The organism is Massilia sp. CCM 8734 (assembly GCF_011682155.1).
Taxonomy (GTDB): Bacteria; Pseudomonadota; Gammaproteobacteria; order Burkholderiales; family Burkholderiaceae_D; genus Telluria_A; species Telluria_A rubra.
The window spans coordinates 148,767-171,041 of sequence record NZ_WHJI01000004.1; the positions used below are offsets into that span (position 1 = coordinate 148,767).

Consider the following 22,275-nt stretch of genomic DNA (forward strand, 5'->3'; position numbering starts at 1 on the left):
CAGGAGAATCCCGATATGTTGAGTAAAACCCTGATCACCTGCTGCGCGCTGGCTGTCCTCTCGACGGCTGCCGTGGCGGCAGAGCAATCCGCCGGCATGGCCGTGGTGCGCGACAAGCAAACCGGACAACTGCGTCCGGCCACCGCCGCCGAACTGCGCGCCATGCGCGGCAAGCTGCCGCAGCCGCAGGTCGCGCTCCCGCAACCGCAGGTCAGCGTGCGCGCCGACGGCACCCGCAGCGCGCCGCTCGGCCAGCGCGGCGTGGTGTATTCGGTCGCCTCGCGCGCGCCGGACGGCAAGCTGGTCCAGCGCTGCGTGGAAGGCGAAAGCGACGCCGTGCATGCCGCCCATCACGATGCCGCCACGCCGGCCGGGGAGCGCCAGAATGAGCAATAAGCGCACCCCCCTGCGGCAGGCCGCCGCCATCCTCGCCCTCGCCTGCTGCACCTTGGGCGGCGCGCATGCCGCAAGCACCATCACCATCGTCAACGGCAACGCGCCCAACGTCGGCTTCAACGATCCCACCCCGGTCCAGCCGGTCGGCGGCAACAGCGGGCGCACGCTCGGCGCGCAACGCTTGATCGCCTTCCAGCACGCGGCCGACATCTGGGGGCGCACACTCAACAGCCCGGTGCCGATCAGGGTGGCCGCCTCGTTCGAGCCGCTCGAATGCAACGCCGAGGGCGCGGTGCTCGGCTCGGCCGGCGCGACCGAAGTGTTTTCCGACTTCCCCAAGGCGCCCATGGCCAACACCTGGTATCCGGGGGCGCTGGCGAGCAAGCTGGCGGGCCAGGACCTGGCCTCGCCGGGCCAGGCGCACATTCGCGCGCGCTTCAATTCCCGCCTCGGGCTGTTCCCCGACTGCCTGCCCGGTTCCGGCTTTTACCTCGGGCTGGACCGCAAGGTGGGCGAGCAGATCGACCTGGTCGCCGTGTTGCTGCACGAAATGGGGCATGGACTGGGATTCCAGAACTTCACCGACGAGAGCACCGGCGAGTTTTTCCTCGGCACGCCATCGGTCTGGGATCACTTCCTGACCGACATCCGCAACAACAAAACCTGGATCAACATGAAGAATGACGAACGGCGCCTGTCGGCCATCGGCGGCCCCACCCTGTCCTGGAACGGCGAGCGCGTCCACAAAGCGGCCGCGCAGATCCTCGCGCCCGAACCCCAACTGCTCATCAGCGGCATGGCGGCGGGCAAGGCCAGCGGCAAGCACCCGGTGGGCGATGCCTCGTTCGGCCCGCAACTCGGGCAAAACGCCGTGACGGGCGAGCTGATGCCGCTGATCGACCAGGCCAACGGCAGCGGCCTGGCCTGCACCCCGCTCAGTCCGGCCAACGCGCTGGCCGTCAGGGGCAATATCGCCCTGGTCGACCGGGGCGCCTGTTCCTTCGTGACCAAGGCGCGCATCTTGCAGAACGCGGGGGCGCGCGGCATGGTGGTGATGGAAAACACGGGCGACCCGGTCAGCCCGCTCGGCGGCAGCGACCCGGCCGTGCGCATTCCGGCGGTACGCATCGACAAAGCCACCGGCGAGCAGCTCAAGTCGGCCATGTACCGGCGTTCGCGCACCTCGTCCGGCGTGATCGCCAGCCTGGGCGTCGATCCCGACAAACTGTCGGGCACCGACTGGGTGCGGCGCGTGCGCATGTACAGTCCCGAAGAATACTCGCCGGGCTCGTCGGTGTCGCACTACTCGGTCGATACCAAGCCGAACCAGCTGATGGAGCCGGCCATCAACGCCGACCTGCTGCACGATGTGGTTCCGCCGCATGACCTGACCTATCCCTTGTTACAAGATATCGGTTGGTAACACGGCGCTGTAAACGCACGACGCGCTCCCTGAGGAGCGCGTCGTCTACTGCCTGATACCGCCGCTGCCACTGGCGGTGGCGGGCTTACGCCTTGTCGGCTTTGTCTTTATCGTACGCGGCGATACCGTTCATGATTTCCGCCTTGGCATCGTCAGGACCGCCCCAGCCTTCGATCTTGACCCACTTGCCTGGCTCCAGATCTTTGTAGTGCTCGAAGAAGTGCTGGATCTGCTGCAGGCGCAGCTCATTCATGTCTTCCGGTTTCTGCCAGTGCTTGTAGATCGGCAGGATCTTATCGACCGGAACGGCCAGCACTTTAGCGTCGCCGCCGGCTTCGTCGGTCATTTTCAGCACGCCGATGGCGCGGCAACGGACCACGACGCCAGGAATGAGCGGGAATGGGGTGATGACCAGCACGTCGCACGGGTCGCCATCGTCGGCGATGGTGTTCGGAACGTAGCCGTAGTTGCATGGGTAGTGCATGGCGGTGCCCATGAAGCGGTCGACGAAAATCGCGCCCGATTCCTTGTCCACTTCGTACTTGATCGGATCGGCATTCATCGGGATTTCGATGATCACGTTGAAATCGTTCGGCACGTCGCGGCCGGAGGAGACTTTATTCAAACTCATGGGATATCCTTAGATTGCGGAGGGGGTCAGTGGCCGACATTATAACGAAATTTCACGTGGGCTTGTGCATTGCAGCAAGTGGGGGCATACATCGAACGAAGCATCCAGCAGCTTCAAAACCGTCGCCCCCGTGCACACGGGGGCCTAAGTTCGCCGCTCAGTCATCGACTACGGAGCAAGCTTGGGCCCCCGTCTGCACGGGGGCGACGGGTTTCAGCTTAGCGGTATCGACTAAACTGCCTACAAAATACTCGCCAGCGCACACTGCCTGAAATGCGCATTCGCCTCTTCGCGCTGCCCCAGCGCTTCGTGCATCTGCGCCAGCTTCAGGTGCGCCTCGCGCACCATGCGTGGCTCGGTCGCGTCCGACAAGGCCTGTTCCAGGTAACGCTGCGCCTTGCCCCACAGTTTCTGTTTCAGGCACAGCGAACCGAGCGTCAGCGCCAGCTCGGCGTCGGTCGGACGCTGTTTCATCCACGTTTCGCAATGCTCGATCTGGGCCAGCAAGGCGGGCGAACCGGCCTGCGCTGCGGACTCGCGGTAGGCCCGCACTACGCGGTCGTCCCAGTCGGCGCGCAGCGCTTCTTCGGCGCTGGCGCGCGCTTCGTCGTGCAAGCCGCGCGCATTCAAGGCCGCCGCCGCCCGCGCCGCCACGTACGGCTTGACCCGGTCGGCCGTCGGCACGCTCGCCCACACGCGCAGGATCGATTCGGCGTCGTGCGAACTGTCGGACAGCAAGGCGTCGTAGGCCAGCTCGCGCAGCCGCGCCGACAAGGCCGGATGCAGCGCCTTGTGCTTGTCGAGCGAACGCACCAGGCGCAGCACTTCCGGCCAGTTTTTCGCTTGCTGGTGCGCCTTCATCGACCATTGCAGCGCGTGGATGTGGCGCGTGCCGCTGGCGTTGAGTTCGGCCACGGCGTCGAGCGCCGCCTGCGGCTGGTGGTCGTCCACCAGCAGTTCGGTCATGGTCATCAGGCGCGCGGTTTTCAGCGCATTGTCGTGCGCCACCCCGGCCAGCCAGTTGTCGCGCCGCGCGCCCTGGCGCATGCGGTGCGCCGCGCGGGCGCCGATCAGGGCGGCGATGCCGGCGTTTTCGGGCAGTTCGGCGGCGCGCATGGCGGCTTTTTCGGCATGCCCGAAGCGTCCTTCGAACAGGGCCTTGAGCGCGTCGCGCAAGCCCTTGTTGCCATCGCGTTCGCGTTTGCTCTTGCGGTAGGCGGCAACGCGGGCCGGCATGCCGAAGGTGGCGCGGGCCGCGCGCAGCAGCGCGTACACGACCAAAAACAGCAGCGCCACGACCACCACGAAGAAATTGAGCGACATGTCGATCCGGTGCGGCGGGTAGAAAAACACCACGTTGCCCGGATTAAAGCGTGCCGTCACGGCAATGCCGATGGCCGCTGCCATCAGCGCGACTAACCAGAGAAGAAGGCGCATGTTATGGCTTCGCCTTGTAGTTGCGCACGGCGTTCAGGCTGTCGGACAGGGATGGCATCTCGATCGCCAGATTGCTGGCCTGGACCTGGCGCAGCAGCGCTTGCGCGGTCTGGGTGGTGCCGGCGCGCGTGTCGAAATACTTGGCCAGCGCATCCTGCGCCGCCACCAGGTCGTTGCGGAAGGCCACTTCATTGCGCGCCAGCAGCGCCATGCGCGCGTTCAGCAGGCGCAGCTTGACGTTTTCGCGCACAAAGTAGGTTTCCGACGGCGAGAGCATCAGCGCTGCGGGCGTGTCGACGCGGCGCACGCGGATCAGCTGGCGCATTTCATCCCACATTTCGCCAGTCCAGCTCTGCCACACGTCCTGCACCTTGTCGAGCATCGATTCCTTGACCACGACCGGGGCCGCAACGCCGGCCAAGCCCGCTTTGACTGCCAGCGGCGCGGCGGCCACCTTGTCGGCCCGCACCGGCTTGGCCGGCAGCGCCGGTTTTTCGTCGGCCAGCATCGGCAGCGTATTGACTTGCGTAATCACGTTGTCGAGGCGCAGCGCCACGCCGGTCAGGTCCAGCGCCGGCAAGGCCTTGAGCTTGTCGATGTCGCCGGCGATCGCGCGCCGGATGGTGATGAATTGCGGCTTGTCCGAGCGCGACAGCGAACGGTCGGCGTTTTGCAGCGCGATCAGCGCGCCCTGCACATTGCCGGCCAGTTGCAACTGCTGGCTGGCGGTCGAGAGCACCTGTTCGATTTCGGCCAGCGCCCATTCGTCGCGGTTCTTCGACAAATCCTGGTACAGCTGTTCCAGCGCCAGTTGCTGGCTCTGGGCTTCGACCTGGCGGTTTTCGAGCAGGCTCACCTTGGCCTGCAAGTCCTTGGTCTGGTCCTGCACGGTACGCGCCAGCACGCTCGTTTCGGTATTGACGACATCGCCCTTTTGCAGGCGGTTGGCCATTTCCATGCGCAGCTTGAGCAAATTGCTGCGGGTCGACCAGGCGTGCGCGGCCAGCAGCAGCGCCAGCAGGATCACCACCACCGTCATCGGACGCTGCAAGATGTCGCTCATGCTCTCGCCACTGGAGGCGCGGGCGCGCGCAGGCGGCGCACTGTACTGGTCCGCGGGAGCTGGCTGGGGTACAGCGCCGGGCGCTGCGTTGTGTTCAGGTAATGTAGGCAATTCGTTCATGCTCGTGATTGTAACGCGGCAAGCAAACGTTCGTCGCCTGATCCGCACAGCGTCAAGCTGGTCAGGCCCAGCCCGCTTGCCGTCTCGGCAATACGGGCGTGCGGCACGATCAGGTGCTGTTGTTGCATTTTTTCCACAAGGGCCGGGTCGTCCAGCTGCGCCACCAGCGCCACCAGAGCGCGCAGGGCTTCGGAACTGGTGATGATCCAATCGTTGTCGCCCTGCAAAAGCGTGCGCAACTGCTGCGCCAGCGCCTCCGTCAGCACCGGCACGCTGCGCCGGTAGGCCGGCACGGTGGCGACGATCACGCCGGCCGCGCGCAGCCCGTCGGCCATCAGCTCGCGTCCGCTTTCGCCGCGCACGATCAGCACTTTCTGGCCGGCCAGGGCCGCCAGGTCGAGCGTCTCGAGCAGGTTTTCGGAGTCGCTCCGGGTCGGGTCGCGGGGGCTGACGATGGTGGCCGTGTTGCTGTTGATGCCGTGGCGCTCCAGCGCCGCGCGGCTGCCCTCGCCCAGCACCGCCAGCGTCACCCAGGTCGGCCACACGGTAATGTGGGCGAACGCCGCATCGATCGCGTTGGGCGACACAAAGGCCACCATGGCGCAGTCGTGCATGCCGGCCAGCGCCGCCTTGAGCGGGCCCTGGTCCTCGAGCGCCGAAATGTCGAGCAGCGGCAGTAGCACCGCCTCGCGCCCGAGCGCCCTCACCTGCTCGGCCAGCGCGCCGGCTTGCGCCAGCGGACGGGTGATGATGACGGGATCAGGCATCGGCCGCAGGCGCGCTGGGGATGGCGGGCGCGGCGGCGGCGCCGGCGGCGGCGTCCGCCATGGCGGCATCAGCCTTGCACTCGGCCAGGATGGCGCGCGCGTCCTGGGTGTCGAGCAAGTCCGACACTTGCTGGCCGAGCAGTTCCGGATCGTCGGCCGGGCCGCGCAGTTCGGCGTGCGCGCTGCGCTTGCCGTCCGGCGTGGCCACCATGGCGCGCAGGTGCATCACGTCGCCGTCGATGATGGCGAAGGCCGCCAGCGGAATCTGGCAACTGCCGCCGAACACCTTCGACACCTTGCGCTCGGCCGCCACCCGCTGCGCCGTCGGCACGTGGTTCAGGGGCGCGAGCACCGCGCGCAGGTCGATGCCATTGGTGCGCCCGGAGACGATTTCAATCGCCATCGCGCCCTGTCCGGCCGCCGGCAGCGAGTGCGCCGGGTCCATCAGCGAACGGATGCGCTGCGGCAGCCCCAGGCGCTTGAGCCCGGCGGCGGCCAGGATGATGGCGGCATAATCGCCGCGATCAAGCTTGCCCAGGCGCGTATCGAGATTGCCGCGCAGCGGTTTGATCACCAGGTGCGGGTAGCGCGCCGCGATCAGCGACTGCCGGCGCAGGCTGCTGGTGCCCACCACCGCACCCGGCGGCAGTTCGTCCAGGCTGGCGAAGTCGTTCGACACGAAGGCGTCGCGCGGGTCTTCCCGCTCCAGCACGGCGGCCAGTTCAAACCCTTCCGGCAAGTCCATCGGCACGTCCTTGAGCGAATGCACGGCCAGGTCGGCGCGTCCCTCGGCCATGGCCACCTCGAGTTCCTTGACGAACAGACCCTTGCCGCCGACCTTTGATAAAGTACGGTCAAGGATCTGATCGCCGCGGGTCGTCATTCCGAGAATCTCGATGCTGCACTGCGGATATAATAAAGATAATTGCGCGCGAACATGCTCGGCCTGCCACATGGCGAGCCGGCTTTCGCGCGAAGCGATAATGAGCTTGGAGGGCTGCTGCGGACGCGAAGGCGTACCAGTCAATTCAGTTGCTTTCAAAACGGATTCTTTCACTGTCGTAAAACCTCAAACCGGTTATGGCAGTCATCGGCACATGCATAAGATCACAAATTTTATCATGCGTCCCCTTTGCAGAACCTGGCCAGAAGCCTTTGCACCAACTTTAACTCTGTGGTCCAACATGGTAAATTCATCCGCTGCACAAGAAAACCCTCCCCTCCTCGACAAGGACGCTCCGCTGAAAGAAGATATTCGCCTGCTTGGCCGCCTGCTCGGTGACGTGCTGCGCGACCAGGAAGGCGAAGCGGTCTTCGATGTCGTCGAGACCATCCGCCAGACCGCCGTGCGCTTCCGGCGCGAAGACGACGCCCAGGCCGGCCAGGACCTGACCGCCCTGCTGCACAAGCTCACGCGCGAGCAAACCATTTCGGTGGTGCGCGCGTTTTCGTATTTTTCGCACCTGGCCAACATCGCCGAGGACCAGCACCACATCCGCCGCCGCCGCGCCCACCTCTTGGCCGGCTCGGCGCCGCAACAGGGCAGCGTGAGCTTCGCGCTGTCCAAGCTGAAAGCCGCCGGCGTGGCCAGCGACACGGTGCGCACCTTTTTCAGCGACGCCCTGATCGCCCCGGTCCTCACGGCCCACCCGACCGAAGTGCAGCGCAAGAGCATTCTCGACGCCGAGCATGACATCGCGCGCCTGCTGGCAGAACGCGACCTGCCGCTCACGCCGCGCGAAAGGGTGGCCAACATGGCGCTGCTGCACGCGCGCATCGCCACGCTCTGGCAGACGCGCATGCTGCGCTACTCCAAGCTGACCGTGGCCGATGAAATCGACAACGCCCTGTCCTACTACCGCATCACCTTCCTGCGCGAGCTGCCTGGCCTGTACGACGACATCGAAGAAGAAATCGCCGCCCACTATCCGGACGGCGCCCAGGCCCTGACCGAGAACTCCTACGTCCAGATGGGCAGCTGGATCGGCGGCGACCGCGATGGCAACCCGAACGTCAACGCCGGCACCATGCAGCACGCGCTGGTGCGCCAGGCCACCACCATCCTCGACTTCTATCTCGACGAAGTGCACGCGCTCGGCGCCGAGCTGTCGATTTCGACCCTGATGGTCGGCGCCAGCGACGCCCTGCAAGCGCTGGCCGACGCCTCGCCCGACCAGTCGCCGCACCGCAGCGACGAACCATACCGGCGCGCCCTGATCGGCATCTACGCGCGCCTGGCGGCCACCGCCCGTGCGCTGGGCGCGACCAATATCATGCGCCGCGAAGTCGGGCACGCCGCGCCCTACCTCGATGCCGCCGGCTTCTGCGCCGACCTGGACGTGCTGGCCGATTCGCTGCGCGCCAATCACGGCCAACTGCTGGTCAAGCCGCGCCTGGCCACGGTGCAGCGCGCCGCCGCCATCTTCGGCTTCCATCTGGCCTCGCTCGACATGCGCCAGACCTCGGACGTGCACGAAAGAGTGCTGGCCGAGCTGTTCGCCGGGGCCGGCGTCGAAGCCGACTACACCAAACTGAGCGAAGAACAAAAGGTGCAACTGCTGCTGGCCGAACTGGCGCAACCGCGCCTGCTGTATTCGCCGTACGCGGAACTGAGCGAGGAAACCGCGTCCGAACTGGCGATCCTGCGCGCGGCGAAAGATATCCGCCAGCGCTACGGCAAGCGCGCGATCCGCAACTACATCATTTCGCACACCGAGACCGTGTCCGACCTGCTCGAAGTGCTGCTGCTGCAGAAGGAAACGGGCCTGCTGCGCGCGCGCGACAAACAGCTCGACGCCATGGTCATTCCGCTGTTCGAGACCATTCCCGACCTGCAGCGCGCGGCCGGCATCATGAACGAGTGGATGGCGCTGCCGCTGGTCAAGGAACTGATCGCGCACCAGGGCCAGCTCCAGGAAGTCATGCTTGGCTACTCGGACTCGAACAAGGATGGCGGCTTCCTGACCTCCAACTGGGAGCTGTACAAGGCCGAAATCCACCTGGTCAAGGTGTTCGCGGACGCCGGCGTCAAGCTGCGCCTGTTCCATGGCCGGGGCGGCACGGTCGGCCGTGGCGGCGGACCATCGTATGAAGCGATCCTGGCGCAGCCGCCGGGCACCGTCAATGGCCAGATCCGCCTGACCGAACAGGGCGAAATCATCGCCTCCAAGTTCTCGAACGCCGAAATCGGCCGCCGCAACCTGGAACTGCTGGTCGCCGCCACCCTGGAGGCAAGCCTGATGCCGCATGCGGCCGAAGGCGCCAAGGCGCAGCAACTGGGCCGCTTCGAAGCCATCATGGCCGAGCTGTCCGGGCGCGCCTACAAGGCTTACCGCAACCTGGTCTACGAAACGCCGGGGTTTACCGACTACTTTTTCTCGGCCACGCCGATCGCCGAAATCGCCGAACTCAATCTCGGTTCGCGTCCGGCCTCGCGCAAGTCGACCAAGCGCATCGAAGACCTGCGCGCCATTCCGTGGGGGTTCTCGTGGGGCCAGTGCCGCCTGCTGCTGCCGGGCTGGTACGGCTTCGGCTCGGCCATCACGCAATGGGTCGAGGAAGGCGATCGCGACGAAAAAATCGCGACCCTGCAAGCCATGTTCAAGGAGTGGCCGTTTTTTGCCACCCTGCTCTCGAACATGGACATGGTGCTGGCCAAGACCGACCTGGCGATCGCCTCGCGCTACGCCGGGCTGGTGGCCGACGTCGAACTGCGCGAACGCATCTTCAAGCGCATCGCGGCCGAACACGGCACCACCTTGCGCTGCCTGGAGATGATCACCGGCGCGCATGAACGCCTGGCCGGCAATCCGCTGCTGGCGCGCTCGATCCAGAACCGCTTCGCCTACCTCGATCCGCTGAACCACTTGCAGGTCGAGCTGATCCACCGCCACCGCGCGCTGTCGGGCGAACCGGGCAAGGTCGACGAGCGGGTCCATCGCGGCATCCACCTGTCGATCAACGGCGTGGCCGCCGGCCTGCGCAACACGGGTTAAGACCCGGCGCGCGCCGCCCGCCTGTCCCCTCGACCATCCGCCGCCAGCCTGGCGCCGGATGGTCGTTTTTTGTCCGCGCCCACCCTGCGCCGCGGCGCACGGCGGGATTGAATCAATTCTCCAACACTACATGCACGCGGCATACGGGCGATTCGTCGTCCTGTACAAATTGCACCGGTCTCAACAAGTTGGCATAGAATGAACTGACCAACAACCTGTCTGAAACACGAGGGGGTGCGCATGAAAACGTGGAGCGTGGAGTCGCTTTGCCTGACCGTCGCCGCCATCGTGCTGGTGCTGGCGTCACTGGTGGGCTTGATCGCCGTGAGCGACGCCCACGCGCTGCCGCGCTGGCTGTTCTCCCTCGTCATTGCGCTGTCCGGCGCCGCGCTGGTGGCCAGCCTGCGCATCCGCGCGCTGGCCATCGCGCGCAACCATGCCCAGAGCCGCTACCGGCACTTCATCGACACCGCGCACGAAGGCGTCTGGACGCTCGACGGCGCGGCCCGCACCACCTTCGCCAACGCCCGCGTGGCCCAGATGTTCGGCGCCACGCCCGGCACCCTGCTGGGGCGTCCGATGCACGAGTTTCTGGGCGACAATCCACCCCGCGACCTCGCCGAGATGACCAGCGCCGACGCCGCCCATGTCGGCTGCACCCACGACCTGTCGTACCGCCGGGTGGACGGCAGCATCGGCTGGGCCATCGTGAGCGGGCGGCCGATGCTGGGCGACGATGGCATGGCCGCCGGCACCTTGCTGATGCTCACCGATATCACCGGGCGCAAGGCGGCCGAGCTGGAACTGGCGGCGGTGCAGATCGGCCTGGAAGTGCGCATCCGCATGCGCACGGCCGAGCTCGAGCGCAGCAACGCCCGGCTGCGCATCGAAGTGGCCGAGCGCCAGATGGCCGAGAATGCGCTGGCCGAATCGTTCCGCGAGCTGCGCCAGTTGAGCTCCCATCTGGAAACGATCAAGGAAGACGAACGCAAGCGCATCGCCAAGGGCATCCATGACGAGCTGGGGCAGAACCTGATGGCGCTCAAGATCGACGTGGAAATGCTGCACGCGCGCGCCAGCCTGCGCCATCCGCTGCTCAAGCGCAAGGTGGGCGATGTGCTCGACACCATCGACCTGACCATCCGGTCGGTGCGCGCGATCATGAACGATCTGCATCCGAGCACCCTGGAACTGGGCTTGCCGGCGGCCGCCGAGTGGCTGGTGCAACAGTTCGGAAAGCGCAGCGGCATCGCCACCTCGCTCACCGTGGTCGAGGGTGACGGACCGCTGCCGGACAGCCACCACACCGACGTCATTTTCCGCATCATCCAGGAGTGCCTGCTCAACATCTTGCGGCACGCCAAGGCCACCCGGGTCGAGATCGGGCTCGATATCGGCATCGAATACCTGACCATCACCATCGTCGACAACGGCGTGGGCATGGGGCCGGGCGACGCCGCCAAGGTGGCCTCGTTCGGCTTGCGCGGGATCCGTGAACGGGTCGATGTGTTCGGCGGGCAGATGGTGATCGACAGCCGGCCGGGCGGCGGGACCACCCTGGCGATGATGATTCCACTCGAGAGCGAGGCAGCGGCGGCGCTGGAGGATTAGCGCGGATACAACAATACACGAAATGTAACAGAAAAGCGTGTCGACGTATGTACAATGGACACCGGTAAAGCAGGTGCGGCAAGGTCGGCCTGGTTTATTGACTACCCCCTGTTTGCGCGTCCGGGCCTTCCGGATGCGCATTTTTTTCGGGTGACCAGGTGGGTGTCTTGTTTTTCTCCGATTCCATTATCTCGGCGTTCTTTTCATACTGTCGCTCAGCCATTTTTCCCTGGTCAGATTGCAATTCTTCAGGATCGCCTCCGATGGCGTATTTGCAATAAAGTAGTCTTCGCGCGCTTTTCCCTTCAGCTTCGCGGGGGCGTAGACAAAGGTATCGGTCGCGTCGCAGGTCGACGCCAGGTTGTTGCTCGCCGCTTTACGGTGGGCGTTCTCCGCGCTCATGCACGCCACATCGCTCATGAAGCCGGCCGGATCGTATTTCTTCTTGCACTCGGCCAGTTTCGCGTGCCGTGCCGTGGTGTCGCCCAGATAGCGCGCCACCAGCGCGGGGTCGGGGGTGGCCATGGTGTTGGCCGCCAGGACGGCCGCCGGCGACGCCATCAGCGCGAGCGCGAGCAGCAAGATGCGGCGGGAAGGACGGCGTGTGAATGTGATCTGCATTTTTTCCTCAATCAATCATGAAGTAATAGCCTTCGAGCATAGCATTTTTAATAACGCGCTGGGAAACATTTATTGCCATTAAGTCCACACCGGGACGCTGGGTGCCTCAGGAAAACCGATGCCGCCACGGAGCGGACGTAAAAAAACCGTGCGCACCCGACGGGTGGACACGGTTTTTTCGCCATCGCGCAGGCCAGGCGGCCGGCGCGACAAGCGCTTCTTAATGGTTGTGCAGGAAGCTCTTGAGCTTGTCCGAACGCGACGGCTGGCGCAGCTTGCTCATCGCTTTCGCTTCGATCTGGCGAATCCGCTCGCGCGTGACGTCGAACTGCTTGCCCACTTCTTCCAGGGTGTGGTCGTTCGACATCTCGACACCGTAGCGCATACGCAACACTTTTGCTTCGCGCGGGGTCAGCGAATCGAGCACTTCCTTGATCACATTGCGCATCGACGCGTGCAATGCGGCGTCCAGCGGCGCCAGGGTGGCGTTGTCTTCGATGAAGTCGCCCAGTTGCGAATCGCCATCCTCGCCCATCGGGGTTTCCATCGAAATCGGCTCTTTGGCGATCTTCATGATCTCGCGAACCTTGTTCTCCGGCATTTCCATCTTCAGGGCCAGGGTCGCCAGGTCCGGCTCGCTGCCGGTTTCCTGCATGATCTGGCGCGAAATACGGTTCATCTTGTTGATCGTTTCGATCATGTGCACCGGCACCCGGATGGTGCGCGCCATGTCCGCGATCGAACGCGTGATCGCCTGGCGGATCCACCACGTCGCATACGTGGAGAACTTGTAGCCGCGACGATACTCGAACTTGTCGACCGCCTTCAACAGGCCAATGTTGCCTTCCTGGATCAGATCGAGGAATTGCAAACCGCGGTTGATGTATTTCTTCGCAATCGAAATCACCAGGCGCAAGTTGGCAACCGTCATCTCGCGCTTGGCGTGACGCGCGCGCTTTTCGCCGGCCGCCATCTGCTTGTTGATCTTGCGCAGGTCTGCCAGCGGCAAGGCCACGCGCGCTTGCAGGTCGATCATGCGCTGTTGCAGTTCCTTGATCGCAGGCACGTTACGGCTCAATACCACGCTGTACGGATAGGCGCAGTCGACTTCGCGGTCGACCCAGGCCAGGTCGGTCTCGTTGCCGGGGAATACCTTGATGAAGTGGGCGCGCGGCATGCCGCAGCGGTCCACGCAGATCGCCAGCACGGCTTTTTCGATATGGCGCACTTCATCCATCTGGCCGCGCAGGGTGTCGCACAGCTTTTCGACGACCTTGGCGGTGAAACGGATGCCGAGCAGCTCGTTCGAAATGACTTCCTGCGCCTTGACGTAGTTCTTGGTGCCGTAGCCATCCTTCTCGAAGGCCTTGGCCATCTTGTCGAATTCGGTTTCGATGATCTTGAACTTGTCGAGTGCGTTCCTGCGCAGCTGGACCAGCTGTTCGGCCGAGAACCCGGCCGCGCCGCCATTGGCGTCGCCGTCTTCTTCCTCGACTTCTTCTTCCTCTTCTTCGTCATCTTCCGATGGGGCGGCGTGCACCACCGGCGCGGCCGGGGCCGAGCTCTCGTTGTGATCGACAAAACCGTCCACCACTTCGTCGACCTTCAGGTCGTCGTTGGCGATCTTGTGCGACAGCGCGATGATTTCGGCGATCGTGGTCGGGCAGGCCGAAATGGCCTGGACCATGTCTTTCAGGCCGCCCTCGATGCGCTTGGCGATTTCGATCTCGCCTTCGCGCGTGAGCAGCGCGACCGCGCCCATTTCGCGCATGTACATGCGGACCGGATCGGTGGTGCGGCCGAAGTCGGAATCGACCGTCGACAGCGCCGTGGCCGCAGCCGCTTCAACTTCGTCGTCGCTGGTGGCGGTGGCGACCGTATCGGTCAGCAGCATCATTTCAGCATCCGGCGCGCGCTCGTAGACCGCGATGCCCATGTCGTTGAAGGTGGCGATGATGCCTTCGACCGCTTCCGGATCGATGATGTTTTCCGGCAGTTGATCGTTGATCTCGGCATAGGTCAGGTAGCCGCGCTCCTTGCCCATGTTGATCAGGTTCTTGATCTGCTGGCGGCGCCGTTCCATATCCGCTTCCGAAGCTTTCGGATCGGCGGCCAGCATGCCGTTCACGCCGCCCTTGGCCTTGCGTTCCTTGGCTTTCGAGACCGCTTTCAGTTCGGCGCGCTCGACCGCGTTGAGCGCGGCGACTTCATCGTTTTCGGGCGTGAATTCGCTCGGTTTACGGCCACGGCGACCCGGCACCTTGACCGACGGCAGCAGGTAGCCGGAGGTATCGATCGCGGCCAGCGCGGCCGCGTCCGTGGTCTGGCTGACCGCCTGGCCGGCGGTCTGGATCATGGTCGGCTCCGGGTCCATCTTCTTGACCGCGGTGCGCGCCTTGGGCGCCACCTTCATGCCCGGCACCAGGTCGGCATCGACCCCGGCGACCAGGTCGGGACGCACGGCCAGCTTGGAGCGCTTGCGCACCACCACCGGCACGGCGGCGCCGTCGGCGGCCGGCGCGGACGCCAGCATGGTCTCGGCAACGACCGATTCCTGGAGCGCGTGCTCGATGGTCTCGGCAGGCGCACCCACCTCGACCAGTTCGACCGGATCGGCCGCAGCCATCACCGCGGCCAGGCGCGAACCCTTCTTGACCACCGTGACCTTGGCCGCCGCTTCCGTTTCGAGGAAGTAGGAGGTTGCGGTTTTCGGTACGGCCAGTTGGGCACTGCTCTTGCGCGGCGCTTTGGTGGCGGTCAGGGTTAAGGTCTTCGCGGTGTTCTTCATTAAAACTCCAGTCAATAATCCACCCGAGCTCGGCGTACCGCGCTCGATGGAACGTGTATCAGGATGGCCCTAGCTAAGGGCGATGTAGCCGAATTGCAAGCACGACCGGATGCATCGATGGCCCTGGTGGGCGTACCCCGTGCGGGGGTGCTGTGGTGCGTATGCTATGATCAAAATGGCGCTATGCATGGCGGAACGAAAAAAAGCCCGTGGCAAAACGGGCTTGAATCTATTTTCAGATGAACAATAGAAGAGACAATCACCATTATGCACCATGGCGAGATATCGCGATAATTGATATATCGAATACCAGATATAAGCCAAAGATATAATCTTGACTGATAACCGCCGGTGCCGGGACGCCTTCTACCTGCTGACTGAACCTTCTGCGCTTCGTCAACCCGCGCGCAGGGCAAGAGGAGCATGATACACGATTTCCCGGCCCTCCGCGCATGAACCCAATGCCCAACAGCGAATAAAATCCACGCACGCGCCTATGGCCGCATGCTATCCTTCCGGTTCCAGCTCTTACAATGAAGTCAATGAATACAACTAGTCTTGCCGCCGAGTCCGCGGACGTTCCCGTCACCGCACCCGCTCCTGCTCCTGCTTCAGCTCCAGCCCCCGCGCAAAGCGCGCGCTCCCTGCTCAAGCAATTGCAACAACAGTTCCCCGCCTTTCGCGACTGCCTGCCCCTGGCGATCGGCATCGACAAGCAACTGCTGGCGCGTGTTCCCGGCCTGGACCGCAAGACCATGCGCGCCGCGCTGGGCATCCATACCGGATCGCTGCGCTACCTGCGCGCGATGGAAAAAGCCACGGTCCGCTACGACCTCGACGGCGTAGCCGGCGCGGAAGTGAGCGACATCCATCGCACCCACGCCAAAGAAACCTTGCAGCAACGCTTCAAGAAAGAAGCCGAGCGCAAGAAGGCCGAACGCGACGCCGCCCAAGCGGACGAAGCGAACCGCCTGCGCCAGGAAAAGCTGCTCCAGCTCGCCTCCAAGTTCTCGCGCAACGGTTGATCCCGGCCTCGATGACGACCGATCCGGACGCGTTGTTGCCGCCTTACGACGGCATCACGATGGCCAGCGTACGCATGGTCCGCTCCGAGCAGGATGCGGCCGGCGCGCTGGCGGCGCTCTCCTCGACCGACGTGCTCGGTTTCGACACCGAATCGAAGCCGACCTTCCTCAAGGGAGAACAGTCAACCGGCCCGCACCTGGTGCAACTGGCAACCGACGAGGTCGCTTACCTGTTCCAGATCGGCGCCGGGCCGGCGGCCGAGGTCGCCATCAGCGTGCTCAAGGCCGTGCTCGAATCGAAGTCCATCCTGAAGGTGGGTTTCGGTTTGAAGGATGACATTTTGCGCCTGCAAGGCAAACTCGGCATCGACGCCCACAACGTGCTCGACCTGTCGACCGCGCTGCGCAAGGGCGAACGCAATACCCTTGGCGCGAAAACGGCGGTGGCGCGCTTTTTCGGCCAGAAGCTGCAAAAATCCAAGAAGATCACCACTACCAACTGGTCGCTGGCGCGTTTGAGCGACAAGCAGATTCTGTACGCGGCCGACGACGCGCATGTGGCGCTGCGCGTGTACCGGCGCTGGCGCTCGGAGCAGGCGGTGGCCAAGGCCGCCACCTGACGCATCCCGCACGTCGCCCGCTGCGCTCGTGCCAGCCTGGGCGGACCCAAGGTCGACATTCCCGACGCGCCGTCCAACCTGGACGCTACTTAGAGCCTATCTCAGTAGATCGGAGTCGCTGCTGGCGCGCCTGGCAAGCGAGTGCGGCCTCGGTATTCCTTCGGAATACCCTCGTCGTTGCATGGCTAGCCATGCGGCCTCCTCGCGCCTTGCCCTCGCTTGCCATGCATCGCCTACGCGCATGTCGCCATCAGCTTCCCCGATCTACTGAGATAGGCTCTTATCGCCCGCAAACCCGCGCCACTGCCTCGATTTCGATCAAGGTCTGCGGCGACGCCAGTGAAGCGACGCCGATACCGGTCAGGGCCGGGCGCGATGCGCCGACATGCCTGGCCATCAGCGGCGCCAGCTTGTCCATGTGCTCGCCGAGCTCTCCCCTGACATATACCCGCAGTTGCAGCACATTCGCGAACGACGAGCCAGCCGCCTCCAGCACGGTCAGCAGATGCTTGATGGCGCTCTCGGCCTGCGCCTCGATGCCGTCGTGCCTGACCTGGTAATCGGTCCCCCAATCGACCTGCCCCGATACAAAGACAAGCCCACTGCCGCTATCGACCGTCGCCTGCGACATGCCGAACGGTGCGCCGTCATACAAAGCGGCGGGATTAATCTGCGCAATACTCATGAAAAACCTCACTGGTGAACGAAATGAGGCCGCAGTATGCAGGCGCGCCACCGACCTATCAATCGAGGCGCGCTTGCAAGCGATACAAGCGAACCCATGGTCAGGCCGGCAGCAGCAGGCGCACCCGCCCCAGCAGCCAACGCAGGAAGGGATCGTTGTTTGCGCTGGGATGGTAGGCCGCCACGACTTCATATCCGGGCGGGTATTTTTCCAGCGGGATGTCGAACAAACCATCGCACGGCAGCAGGCGGGTCGGGATAAAACCGATCATGGTCGACTGCTTCAGATAGTCCAGCGCCATGAAAAACGAGGGCGCCGACATGACCACGTTGCGGCGCAAGCCCTGCCGCTCGAACCAGGCATCGGCCGATCCCTTGAAGCTGCCGATACCGGGCGAGGTGATGATAAAGTCGTAGCCCACCAGCCTATCGAGCGCCATGACGCCGCCAGCGAGCATGGCCGCGTCGGCCGCCACGCAGCGGTACTGCTCCACGAACAGCGGCTCGGAAACCAGCCCAACCGGCACGTAGCCGTCCGAGGTGAAGGTCAGGTCGATCTCGCCCTGCTGCATTTTTTGCGTCAGGTGATGCACCTCGATGCCGCTGACGATGATTTTCACCTTGGGCGCGGCACTGCGCAGGTCGCGGATCAAGGGGCCGACGATGACTTGTTGCGTGTAATCCGTGGCGCAGATCGCCAGCGTGCGTTCGATCCGGTCAGGGGCGAGCGCATCGGGCAGCGGAATGGCGCTGATGCCCGCCAACACCTGATGAATATGCGGCTCGATCACTTTGGCATACGGCGTGGCCGCCATGCCGTGCCCGGTGCGCACGAACAGCGGGTCGTGCAGCAGCACGCGCAACTTCTTCAACTGCAGGCTGATGGCCTGCTGCGACACGCCCAGGCGCTCGGCCGCCGCCGACAGCTTGCCGAACTTGTACAAAGCGTCGAGGATTCTTAAGTGATGGATCTCCAGCTTGTCGATCATGAACGTGGTTCCTGCCTTTCGTGAAACAGCTCTTCGGATCGGCAACGCCCGTCCTGATCCGCTTTTTCGCTCCGCGCTGCACCTGTCGTGCCCTGCCCCGAGGCGCTATGATGTTGTCACCGGTAACCTTATCAGAGAATCATCCATGCGAAACACCCTTACCCGCGCACGCGTGCTCGGCGCGCTGGCGTTCGCGGCGCTCGCCGCGGCCCCGCTGCAGGCGGCCGAGCGCCCGGCCGTGCTGCCGGACACCATGGCCCAGCGCCTGCTGGCCTGCGCCTCCTGCCACGCCAAAAAGGATGTCAACGACGCCTACTTCCCGCGCATTTCCGGCAAGCCGGCCGGCTACCTGTACAACCAACTGCGCAACTTCCGCGAAGGCCGGCGCCAGTATCCCTTGATGACCTACATGGTCGATCACCTGCCCGACGCTTACCTGCACGAGATCGCTGGACATTTCGCCGCCGAACACTTGCCGCCACCGCCGCCGCAAGCGACCCAGGCCACGCCCGCCGTGCTCGCGCGCGGCCGCCAGCTGGCCCTGCAAGGCGATGCCGCCATCAAGGTGCCGGCCTGCATCGCCTGCCACGGCGACAAACTGACCGGCGTGAGCCCCGCGATTCCCGGCCTGGCCGGCTTGCCGCGCGACTATATCAACGCCCAGTTCGGCGCCTGGCGCACCAAGACCCGCCGCGCCCACGAGCCCGACTGCATGGCCGTCATCACCGAACGCCTCAGCCTGGAAGACGTGAACGCCGTCTCGGCCTGGCTCGGCACCCAGCAGGTCGCGCCCGAGGCCCGCCCCGCCGCCGCCATCGCGCGCCCGCTGCCCATCGCCTGCGGCAGCGCCCCGGACTAAGCCAGGAATCGATTCATGAAAAAGAAATTACTCATCAGCCTCGCGGCGCTCACCGCCGTGCTTGGCGTCGCCATCGCCGTGGCCTGGCCGCGCAACGACTTCATCGCGTCCAAATCACCGGCCGACTTCGCGCCGACCGCCCAGAATATCGCCCGCGGCGCCTACCTGGCCAAGGCTGGCGACTGCATGGCTTGCCACACCGTGCGCGGCGGGGCCGAATACGCCGGCGGGCGCGCCCTGGAAACGCCCTTCGGCAGCCTGGTCGCACCGAATATCACGTCCGACCGCGAGACCGGCATCGGCGCCTGGAGCGCCGACGACTTCTGGAACGCGCTGCACAACGGCAAGTCGCGCGATGGCCGCCTGCTGTATCCGGCCTTCCCGTACACCAACTACACCAAGGTCAGCCGTGCGGATGCGGACGCCCTGTACGCCTTCATGCAAAGCGTTCCCGCGCATAAAGCGCCGAACAAGCCGCACAGCCTGTCGTTCCCGTACAACCAGCAGATCATGCTGGCCGGCTGGCGCCTGCTGTACTTCAAGCCGGGCGAATACGTGCCGGTCGGCACCCGGAACGCGCAATGGAACCGTGGCGCCTACCTGGTCGAAGGCCTGGGCCACTGTGCCGCCTGCCACAGTACGCGCAACAGCTTCGGCGCCAGCGAAGAAGGCTTGTCGGGCGGCTTGATTCCGATGATCGGCTGGTACGCGCCCTCGCTCACCTCCGACGCCGAGGCGGGCCTGGGCAGTTGGGAAGTGCCGCACATCGTCGACCTGCTCAAGACCGGCGTGTCGCCGCGCGCCACCGTGTTCGGGCCGATGGCCGAAGTGGTGCAGCGCAGCTTGCAGCACCTGGAGACCGAAGACGTGACGGCGATGGCGGTGTACCTGAAGTCGCTGCCGGCCACGCCGGCGCCGGCGCTGGAGGCGTCAAACGATCCGCGCGTGATCACGGTGCTGGCGCAGGGCAAGAAGCTGTACGAAGCGAACTGCATCGAGTGCCACGGCGCCGACGGCAAGGGCTTGCCGCCGCACTATCCGCCACTGGACGGCAACCGCGCACTGACCATGAAGGAAGCGGTCAACCCGATCCGCATCGTGCTCAACGGTGGCTTTGCGCCCGGCACGGCCGGCAATCCACGGCCGTACGGCATGCCGCCGTACAGCCACCTGATGGACGATTATGAAGTCGCCGCCGTGGTGAGCTACCTGCGCAATAGCTGGAGCAACAAGGCGCCGCCGGTGACGGCCTCGGAGGTCAACAAGTACCGGGGCGTGCCGCTCGATTGACGCCCATTCAGGCCGACCTCTACGGCCGCTCCCTACGGCCGTCCCGCATCGAAGCGCGCCGACAGCACGTCGCGGTAATACACCCCGGCCGCATCGTTGCCGCCGATGACGAACAGGCGCCCGTCCACCTCCACCGCCCCCAGGCCGGCGCGCCCGTTGGGCAACTTGCCGGTGGGCGCGATGCGCCAGCGGCCCAGTGCGTCCGGCAAGCTTTCGTTGCGCTGGACATAGTTATAGTTGATCCAGTTGGCGTAGGCCCCGGTACCCGGCTGGCCGCCCACGGTCAGCAGCATCGGCGCCTGCGGCCCTTGCGGCGACGGCACGAACACCGAGGCATGGCCGTACAAGCCCGAGGTCAGGCGCGCGGGCGACGTTTGCCATGGCGCCAGGGTGCCGTCCGGACGCGGCGCCGTGACCTGCACGTCGTCGTACACATCATGCAAGTCGAGGTCGCCCCAGCCGCCGATCGTCACGATGTGCTTGCGCACCGCCAGCGCCTGCGGCGAACTGCGCCCGCCTTTGATGTGGAAGTTGGCGATTTGCCAGGGACCGAGCGCGCAGTCGTTGCCGATTTTGGCGACCTCGACATTGTCCAGGTGCACCGTATCCGGTCCGATCTGGGTCACCCCCGCCACCGCGTACAAAAACGTGCCCTGGTCGCCCGACATGGCCAGCAGGCTGTGGTTCGAACGCGGCGTTTTCAGGCGCGCCGGGCTGGTGCTCCACGCCGACAGGCGGCCGTTGGCCTGGATGCGCGCGAACTGGACATCGTCGTAGTAATTGAGCGAGGTCGGCGTCGACGAGCTGCCGCCACCGAGGAACAGGCAGTTGCCGGCCTGCGCCAGCGCCGTCCCCGCGCGCGGCGTGGCAAAGGCGGGTTCGACGCTCCACACGCCGAGGCGGCCGTTGGCCCCGACCCGCGACAGCAGCACGCTGTTGTAGTAAGTCACCACCCCGGTCGACGCGGTGAACTGGTAACCGCCGGCGACGTAGACATTCTTTCCGGCATTCGTGACCGCGTGATAGGTGCGCGCTTCCGGCAGCGATGGTTCCGGCTCGAACGGGCAAAAGGCGGGCGCGTCGGGCGGCATCCACGACTGGCGGCAGTCGCTGTGCTGGGCAAACGCGGCGGGGAGGATCAAGGCGGCGAGGAGGGGCGCGTACAGCGGTTTCATGGTCAGCTCCGGTTCGATTCCATGCCGGGACGCGCGCGAAGCCCTGGCGGGGCGCCTGCTCCGCCGGCATGCATGCAGAAGCGAGCTGCGCATTAATTGGGAAGTCGATCCTTATGCTAGACCGCAGGGCATGCCGAAGTTTGCGCCAGATCAAACAAGGGCTTGAGAACCGTTGTGCGGGCGTTGGTGCGCATTGCTCAGATGAGAGTCAGCGTACGATTGAGCAGATCGATCAGCAAATCAAGCTGGCAATTGTATGCGGCGATCCCTGTTGTACAGATCCTGGAGCAGATGGGAGTGAATTGCGCGCAGCGCCGCAAAGGAAAAATCGTCGAAATCCAGGGTGAATTGTCCGATGCGAGCGTGACTCAGCTTGACTTCAGCAACTTCCAACGCATGCTCATCGGTGATGCCCAGCTTATTGATCAGTACGTTCGAATTTGGATAGCAATAGCGGCCATCCTCGCCCGTGCCGTACTTAGCGGCCATGCTGCTTCTTGACGGTCGCCGCGCCTGGTTCAACGACCGGGTGGCCGGCGTTTACCGGGGACGACACGAGGCTTTCGAACCGAAGGCTGGCGCCTGCCGGGGGCGGCACCAGCCCTTCGAGCCGCAGGCTGGGGCGGTAATTTTCGAAACGTAACTTAAAGAAAATTTGTCGCTTTTTTTCATTCGTCAACATAGCCGAATCCCCAACGCTACAGGTGCACTGCTTACAAAGATTGTACCTGAAGGTCTTCCTTGCCACCCTCGTCAAGTCTGCCCACGTTGTCAGGCCAGC

The 22,275-nt window shown here is 64.7% G+C and carries 20 protein-coding genes; 8 read left to right on the forward strand and 12 right to left on the reverse strand.

All coding sequences use genetic code 11. From position 1 onward, the window contains the following. Positions 1-15 precede the first annotated feature (15 nt). On the forward strand, positions 16-396 hold the full coding sequence (locus tag F2P46_RS05795; protein WP_166886096.1) for a hypothetical protein: 381 nt from the start codon (positions 16-18) through the stop codon (positions 394-396). Further along, positions 386-1,819 carry a PA domain-containing protein gene (locus tag F2P46_RS05800; RefSeq protein ID WP_166886098.1) on the forward strand — a complete coding sequence of 478 codons (1,434 nt, stop codon included), beginning with the start codon at positions 386-388 and terminating at the stop codon, positions 1,817-1,819. Before F2P46_RS05795 ends, F2P46_RS05800 begins: the two co-directional genes overlap by 11 nt. Before the next feature lie 85 nt (positions 1,820-1,904). Here F2P46_RS05800 and ppa read toward each other — a convergent pair whose 3' ends face one another. The 5 genes from ppa to hemC form a co-directional block, all read right to left on the reverse strand. Then, positions 1,905-2,450 carry an inorganic diphosphatase gene (ppa, locus tag F2P46_RS05805; protein ID WP_166886100.1) on the reverse strand — a complete coding sequence of 182 codons (546 nt, stop codon included), beginning with the start codon at positions 2,448-2,450 and terminating at the stop codon, positions 1,905-1,907. A gap of 240 nt (positions 2,451-2,690) precedes the next feature. After that, a complete protein-coding gene (locus F2P46_RS05810) occupies positions 2,691-3,887 on the reverse strand; it encodes a heme biosynthesis protein HemY (RefSeq protein ID WP_166886101.1) in 1,197 nt (398 codons plus the stop codon). Between the two features lies 1 nt (position 3,888). Beyond that, positions 3,889-5,070 (reverse strand): uroporphyrinogen-III C-methyltransferase, encoded by a 1,182-nt coding sequence (locus tag F2P46_RS05815; protein WP_166886103.1) that lies wholly within the window; start codon positions 5,068-5,070, stop codon positions 3,889-3,891. Continuing rightward, the gene (locus F2P46_RS05820) at positions 5,067-5,837 is read right to left on the reverse strand and encodes a uroporphyrinogen-III synthase (RefSeq protein ID WP_166886105.1); all 771 of its coding nucleotides are present in this window, start codon (positions 5,835-5,837) and stop codon (positions 5,067-5,069) included. Before F2P46_RS05820 ends, F2P46_RS05815 begins: the two co-directional genes overlap by 4 nt. Beyond that, positions 5,830-6,864: a hydroxymethylbilane synthase gene (gene hemC / locus F2P46_RS05825; RefSeq protein ID WP_267875827.1), complete on the reverse strand. Its 1,035-nt coding sequence runs from the start codon at positions 6,862-6,864 to the stop codon at positions 5,830-5,832. Before hemC ends, F2P46_RS05820 begins: the two co-directional genes overlap by 8 nt. A 157-nt stretch (positions 6,865-7,021) precedes the next feature. Between hemC and ppc the strand changes: the two genes are divergently transcribed. Next, complete coding sequence (gene ppc / locus F2P46_RS05830; RefSeq protein ID WP_166886106.1) at positions 7,022-9,832, forward strand: phosphoenolpyruvate carboxylase; 2,811 nt, start codon at positions 7,022-7,024, stop codon at positions 9,830-9,832. Positions 9,833-10,072: 240 nt separating this feature from the next. Continuing rightward, a complete protein-coding gene (locus F2P46_RS05835) occupies positions 10,073-11,443 on the forward strand; it encodes a PAS domain S-box protein (protein WP_166886108.1) in 1,371 nt (456 codons plus the stop codon). Positions 11,444-11,629: 186 nt separating this feature from the next. Here the strand turns inward: F2P46_RS05835 and F2P46_RS05840 are convergent, their stop codons facing one another. Continuing rightward, positions 11,630-12,079: a hypothetical protein gene (locus F2P46_RS05840; RefSeq protein WP_166886110.1), complete on the reverse strand. Its 450-nt coding sequence runs from the start codon at positions 12,077-12,079 to the stop codon at positions 11,630-11,632. A 205-nt stretch (positions 12,080-12,284) separates the two neighbouring features. Next, complete coding sequence (gene rpoD / locus F2P46_RS05845; RefSeq protein ID WP_166886112.1) at positions 12,285-14,852, reverse strand: RNA polymerase sigma factor RpoD; 2,568 nt, start codon at positions 14,850-14,852, stop codon at positions 12,285-12,287. Between the two features lie 542 nt (positions 14,853-15,394). Here rpoD and F2P46_RS05850 point away from each other — a divergent pair. Further along, positions 15,395-15,877 (forward strand): ProQ/FinO family protein, encoded by a 483-nt coding sequence (locus F2P46_RS05850; protein WP_166886114.1) that lies wholly within the window; start codon positions 15,395-15,397, stop codon positions 15,875-15,877. 11 nt (positions 15,878-15,888) lie between these two features. Further along, the gene (locus tag F2P46_RS05855) at positions 15,889-16,497 is read left to right on the forward strand and encodes a 3'-5' exonuclease (RefSeq protein WP_166886116.1); all 609 of its coding nucleotides are present in this window, start codon (positions 15,889-15,891) and stop codon (positions 16,495-16,497) included. A 280-nt stretch (positions 16,498-16,777) separates the two neighbouring features. Here the strand turns inward: F2P46_RS05855 and F2P46_RS05860 are convergent, their stop codons facing one another. Both F2P46_RS05860 and F2P46_RS05865 read right to left on the reverse strand, forming a co-directional pair. Then, on the reverse strand, positions 16,778-17,182 hold the full coding sequence (locus tag F2P46_RS05860) for a RidA family protein (RefSeq protein WP_166886118.1): 405 nt from the start codon (positions 17,180-17,182) through the stop codon (positions 16,778-16,780). A 100-nt stretch (positions 17,183-17,282) separates the two neighbouring features. Continuing rightward, complete coding sequence (locus F2P46_RS05865; RefSeq protein WP_166886120.1) at positions 17,283-18,170, reverse strand: LysR family transcriptional regulator; 888 nt, start codon at positions 18,168-18,170, stop codon at positions 17,283-17,285. 145 nt (positions 18,171-18,315) lie between these two features. Here F2P46_RS05865 and F2P46_RS05870 point away from each other — a divergent pair, with 145 nt between their 5' ends. Both F2P46_RS05870 and F2P46_RS05875 read left to right on the forward strand, forming a co-directional pair. Next, complete coding sequence (locus F2P46_RS05870) at positions 18,316-19,029, forward strand: c-type cytochrome (RefSeq protein ID WP_166886122.1); 714 nt, start codon at positions 18,316-18,318, stop codon at positions 19,027-19,029. Positions 19,030-19,044: 15 nt separating this feature from the next. Continuing rightward, positions 19,045-20,319 (forward strand): c-type cytochrome, encoded by a 1,275-nt coding sequence (locus tag F2P46_RS05875; RefSeq protein WP_166886124.1) that lies wholly within the window; start codon positions 19,045-19,047, stop codon positions 20,317-20,319. Positions 20,320-20,351: 32 nt separating this feature from the next. Here the strand turns inward: F2P46_RS05875 and F2P46_RS05880 are convergent, their stop codons facing one another. The 3 genes from F2P46_RS05880 to F2P46_RS05890 form a co-directional block, all read right to left on the reverse strand. Continuing rightward, positions 20,352-21,494, reverse strand: coding sequence for a hypothetical protein (locus tag F2P46_RS05880; protein WP_166886125.1), 1,143 nt, complete (start codon positions 21,492-21,494; stop codon positions 20,352-20,354). 240 nt (positions 21,495-21,734) lie between these two features. Beyond that, positions 21,735-21,983 (reverse strand): hypothetical protein, encoded by a 249-nt coding sequence (locus tag F2P46_RS05885; RefSeq protein WP_166886127.1) that lies wholly within the window; start codon positions 21,981-21,983, stop codon positions 21,735-21,737. Next, positions 21,973-22,176 (reverse strand): YhfG family protein, encoded by a 204-nt coding sequence (locus F2P46_RS05890; protein ID WP_166886129.1) that lies wholly within the window; start codon positions 22,174-22,176, stop codon positions 21,973-21,975. The genes F2P46_RS05885 and F2P46_RS05890 overlap by 11 nt, the downstream gene beginning before the upstream one ends. Positions 22,177-22,275: the final 99 nt, after the last annotated feature.